Genomic DNA, 4,455 nt, shown 5'->3' on the forward strand with positions numbered 1-4,455 from the left:
GGGGAGCGGGCCGCGTCGCGGGAGTGTCCCGACGCCGCCGACGCGGACGCCGACGCGGCCGCCGGGCGATCCTCGTCCAGCACGGCGAAGACGTCCTCGGTGGCGGCCACCCCTTCAGCGGCGGCGTGGAACTGCACACCCACCTGCCGCAGCGGCAGGAACGCCTCGGGGGCCAGGAGCAGCACGAACAGGCCAGGGCCGAGCTCGATCTCCCCGGCGAGGAGGCGGAATCCGACGGACACCGCGATGAGCGCGACGGCGAGCGAGGACAGCAGCTCCAGGGAGAGCCCGGACAGGAACGAGTAGCGCAGGACCCTCATCGTCTCGCGCCGGTACTGCTCTGCGGTCTCGCGCATCCGCGCCGCCGCCCGCCGTTCGCGCCCGAACACGCGCAGCGTGGCCAGTCCCTGCACCGTGTCGGCGAAGCGGGCCGCGAGCTGCTGGAGCACACGGAGCTGACGCCGCTGCACGGTGCGGGTGGCGATGCCGATGAGGATGAGGAAGATCGGGATGAGCGGGAGCGTCACGATCGCCGTGAGCCCGCTCGGCCAGTCCTCCAGCCACATCACGAGGACGATCACCGGGGTCGCGATCGCGGTGAGGACCAGTTGCGGGATGTAGCGGGCGAAGTACGGGTCCAGGGCGTCCAGACCGTGCCCCGCCGTGACGGCCAGGGCCGCCTGGTTCCGGCGGGCGAGCCACTCCGGGCCCCGGCGCCGGATCGCGTCCAGCAGCGCCTCCCGCAGCTGCATGCCCGTGCGCGCCGCGGCCCGCGCACCCCACGCCTCCGACGCCCAGATCAGCCCGCCGCGGACGAGGACGACGCCCGCGAGCGCGAGGAGCGAGCCGTCCGCCAGCGGGCGCTGCTCGGCAACCGCCGTGATCGCCGCCGCCACGATCCACGCGAACGCCAGCGTGACCGCCGTCTGCGCGAGCGCGATCCCCGCGGAGACGACCAGCCAGGTCCGCGCGGCAGGGGCATACCGGAGCAGACGCGGGTCGACGGGCTTCATCCCTCGATCCTCCCCGTTCCGTCACCGGAACCCGCGACACCGCACCCGCGTCGCGGGAGCCCGTCAGGGAGAACGGGTCCCACGACGCGGGCGGCGCCCCCTCTTGCGCGGGATGCGCCCCCGCGCCCGGACGACGACGCCGGCCGTCCGGGCCATCCCGCGTCCCCGGGTCTCACGCGTGCGCCGGCGCCGCCTCGATCGACGTCCGGGTCACGCGCTTGCGGAAGACCCAGTACGTCCACGCCTGGTAGGCGAGCACGAGCGGCATCGCGATGAGCGCGGTCCACGTCATGATCTGGAGCGTGTAGGGCGTGCTGGACGCGTTCTCGATCGTCAGGCCGAAGGCCGGATCCGTCGTCGACGGCAGGACGTTCGGGAAGAGCGCCCCGAAGAGCATGACGACCGCGGCGAGGGTCGTGACCATCCCCGCGACGAACGCCCAGCCCTCGCGCCCGCGGGCGGTGAACAGCACCGAGGCGAGCAGCGCGACCGCGGCGAGCGCGCCGAAGACGACGACCATCGCGAGCAGCGACGGGCGTCCGGCCGCGATCACGATCGTCCAGACCACCGTCGCCGCCGCGGCGAGCACGGTCGGCAGCGACGCACGCAGCGCCAGGCGTCGGGCGTTCTCGCGCACCGGCCCGTCCGTCTTCAGCGCGACGAACGTCACACCGTGCAGGAAGAACAGCAGGAGCGTCGTGACGCCGACGAGCAGGCCGTACGGGTTAAGGAGCGTGAACAGGCTCCCCGTGAAGACGTGGTCCTCGTTCAGCGGGACGCCCTGCACGATGTTGCCGAACGCCACGCCCCACAGCAGGGCCGGGACGGCGGAGCCCACGACGATCATCGTGTCGAAGCGGCGCTTCCAGCGCGGGTCGTCGCGCTGGTGCCGGTACTCGAACGACACGCCCCGCAGGATCAGGGCCAGCAGGATGATCAGCAGCGGCAGGTAGAACCCGCTGAACAGCGATGCGTACCACTCCGGGAACGACGCGAACAGGCACGCGCCGGCCACGATCACCCAGGTCTCGTTGAGATCCCAGACCGGCCCGATGGTGTTGATGATCTGCCGACGGGAGACATCGTCCTTGCCGAGGAACGGCAGCGACATCCCGACGCCGAAGTCGAACCCGTCGAGCACGAAGTATCCGACGAAGAGGAACGCGACGATCCAGAACCAGAGGTATGCGAGATCCATGACCATCCTCCTCAGTAGACGACCGACGAGACGCCGCCGGGGGTTCCGGCCCCGTCCGCGTCCGCGGGCTTCTCGGTGGTGTCCGGCCCCTTCTGGGCGGCGCGGATGATGAGCGCGACCTCCACCACGGCGAGCGCGGCGTAGATGGCGGTGAAGCAGATGAGAGAGATCAGGACCTCGACCCCGCTGACGCCGGGCGAGACGCCGTCGCGCGTCGTCATGAGGCTGAACACGATCCAGGGCTGCCTGCCCATCTCGGTGAAGACCCAGCCGACGATGTTCGCGCCGAGGGCGAGCGGGTAGGACCAGATCGCGATCTTCCACATCCACGCGGCCGGCTCGCTCTTCGCGCTCTTGCGCGTGACCCAGAGGCCCACGAGGGCGATGAAGGCGTGGAGCATGCCGAGCCCGATCATCCAGCGGAACGCCCAGTAGGTGACCCAGAGGATCGGGGTGAACTCGGTCAGGCCGGTGTCCGCGAACCGCTCCGCGTACTCGGCGTTCAGATCGTTGATGCCGTGCACGCAGCCGTCGACGGTGTGCGTGGACAGCAGCGACAGCAGGTACGGAACCCGGATGGAGAAGAGGTCCGTCTTCCCGTCCGGGGTGCCGAGCGTGAAGAGGCTGAAGGCCGCGTCCTTGCCGCACACGGTGTTGAACGTCGCCTCGGCGGCCGCCATCTTCATCGGCTGCGTCGCGTACATCGCCAGGCCCAGCTGGTCGCCCGTGAGGACCACCCCCGCGGCGGAGACGAGCATCGCCCACAGGCCGAAGCGCAGCGAGATCCGCATCGTCGACGTGTGCTGCCCGCGGTACAGGTGCCAGGCGGAGGTGGAGATCACGACTCCGGCGGCGAACATGAACGCGCCGAAGATGGTGTGCGGGAACGCGGTCACGGCCACCGGGTTGGTCAGCAGCGCCCCGAAGTCGACGAGCTCGGCGCGGTTGGTGGCGGCGTTGTACTCGTATCCGACCGGGTTCTGCATGAACGCGTTGGCCGCGATGATGAAGTACGCGGAGAGGATCGACCCGACGACCACGCACCAGATCGTGGCGAGGTGCAGCTTCGGCGGGAGCTTGTCCCACCCGAAGATCCACAGCCCGATGAACGTCGCCTCGAAGAAGAAGGCCAGCAGTCCTTCGAACGCGAGCGGGGCGCCGAACACGTCGCCGACGAAGCGGGAGTAGTCGGACCAGTTCATCCCGAACTGGAACTCCTGCACGATGCCGGTGACCACGCCCATGGCGAAGTTGATGAGGAAGATCTTCGCGAACAGGCGGGTGAGGTGCAGGTACTCGATCTTGGCGGTGCGCACCCACATCGTCTGGAAGATCGCGGTGACCGTGGCCATCCCGATCGTCAGCGGGACGAACAGGTAGTGGTACACCGTCGTCAGTCCGAACTGCCAGCGTGAGAGCACCAGCGGGTCGAGCCATTCCATGTGCTGCTCCTTCCTCGTCCGTCAGCCGCGCGCTGCGGCGGTCAGCAGCTCGGTGGTCAGCTGCACGGTGCATTCCTCGGGCCGGTCGGCCGCGCGCACGCATTCGGCCGACAGCGGGCCGCCCGCCTCGGCGAGCACGCCCTGCATGAGCCCCAGGTGGACCTGGCACAGCACCGGCCGGTGCTCGGGCCGGGCGGCCGCGTGCGGGCACGGGGTGAGCTCGACCCGCAGGCCGTCGTCGGCGACGACCGGCTCGAATCCGCTCTCCTCGAGGTGCTCGACGAGCGCGTCGAGCTGGTAGGTGGCCTCGCGTCCCAGCTCCGACCCCTCGGTCCGGAGGAGGCGCCGCATGAGATCGCCCCGCTCGGCCGCGGCGGACACCTTCCTGCGGGCGACCGGGCTGGACGCGTCCGGGGCGCCGGTGGCGGCGCTGTAGAGCGTCCGGGGGCGGCCTCGCGTGGTCCGGCGCTCGGTGCTCTGGATCACGTACCCGCCCTCGATGAGCCGCTGCAGGTGCTCGCGGATCGTGTTGGCGTGGAGCCCCGTCGCCTCGGTCAGCTCGCCGATCGTGCGCGGGGACCGCGACTGCACCAGGTGCAGAATCCTCACCCGGGAGTAGCTGGAGATCGGCCCGCAAACGGGCGCACCGTTGGCCATGGCTCCATTATTGCCAGGCCACGGAGGCCTTCTGAGGCCTCGGGCCGTGAATAATCGCGCTTCCGATAGGTATTGCTGATCGTGACGATTCCCCTTCCGGATGCCCGCCCTCCGCGCGCCCCGCCGTGCCCCGCCGCGCGCGCTG

General features: G+C 70.4%; 4 protein-coding genes. All 4 read right to left on the minus strand.

Translation table 11 applies throughout. The features are described from left to right. Nucleotides 1-1,013 (minus strand): ABC transporter transmembrane domain-containing protein (locus MR1_RS18570; RefSeq protein WP_255218201.1); only part of this gene is annotated, 1,013 nt, incomplete at its 3' end. A gap of 172 nt (nucleotides 1,014-1,185) precedes the next feature. Beyond that, nucleotides 1,186-2,211 carry a cytochrome d ubiquinol oxidase subunit II gene (gene cydB / locus MR1_RS18575; RefSeq protein WP_067250622.1) on the minus strand — a complete coding sequence of 342 codons (1,026 nt, stop codon included), beginning with the start codon at nucleotides 2,209-2,211 and terminating at the stop codon, nucleotides 1,186-1,188. An 11-nt stretch (nucleotides 2,212-2,222) separates the two neighbouring features. Continuing rightward, nucleotides 2,223-3,653, minus strand: a complete 1,431-nt coding sequence (locus tag MR1_RS18580) for a cytochrome ubiquinol oxidase subunit I (protein ID WP_067250625.1) — start codon at nucleotides 3,651-3,653, stop codon at nucleotides 2,223-2,225. Between the two features lie 21 nt (nucleotides 3,654-3,674). Beyond that, nucleotides 3,675-4,310, minus strand: coding sequence for a helix-turn-helix transcriptional regulator (locus MR1_RS18585; RefSeq protein ID WP_067250628.1), 636 nt, complete (start codon nucleotides 4,308-4,310; stop codon nucleotides 3,675-3,677). Nucleotides 4,311-4,455 lie beyond the last annotated feature (145 nt).

Source organism: Microbacterium resistens NBRC 103078 (assembly GCF_001552355.1).
Taxonomy (GTDB): Bacteria; Actinomycetota; Actinomycetes; order Actinomycetales; family Microbacteriaceae; genus Microbacterium; species Microbacterium resistens.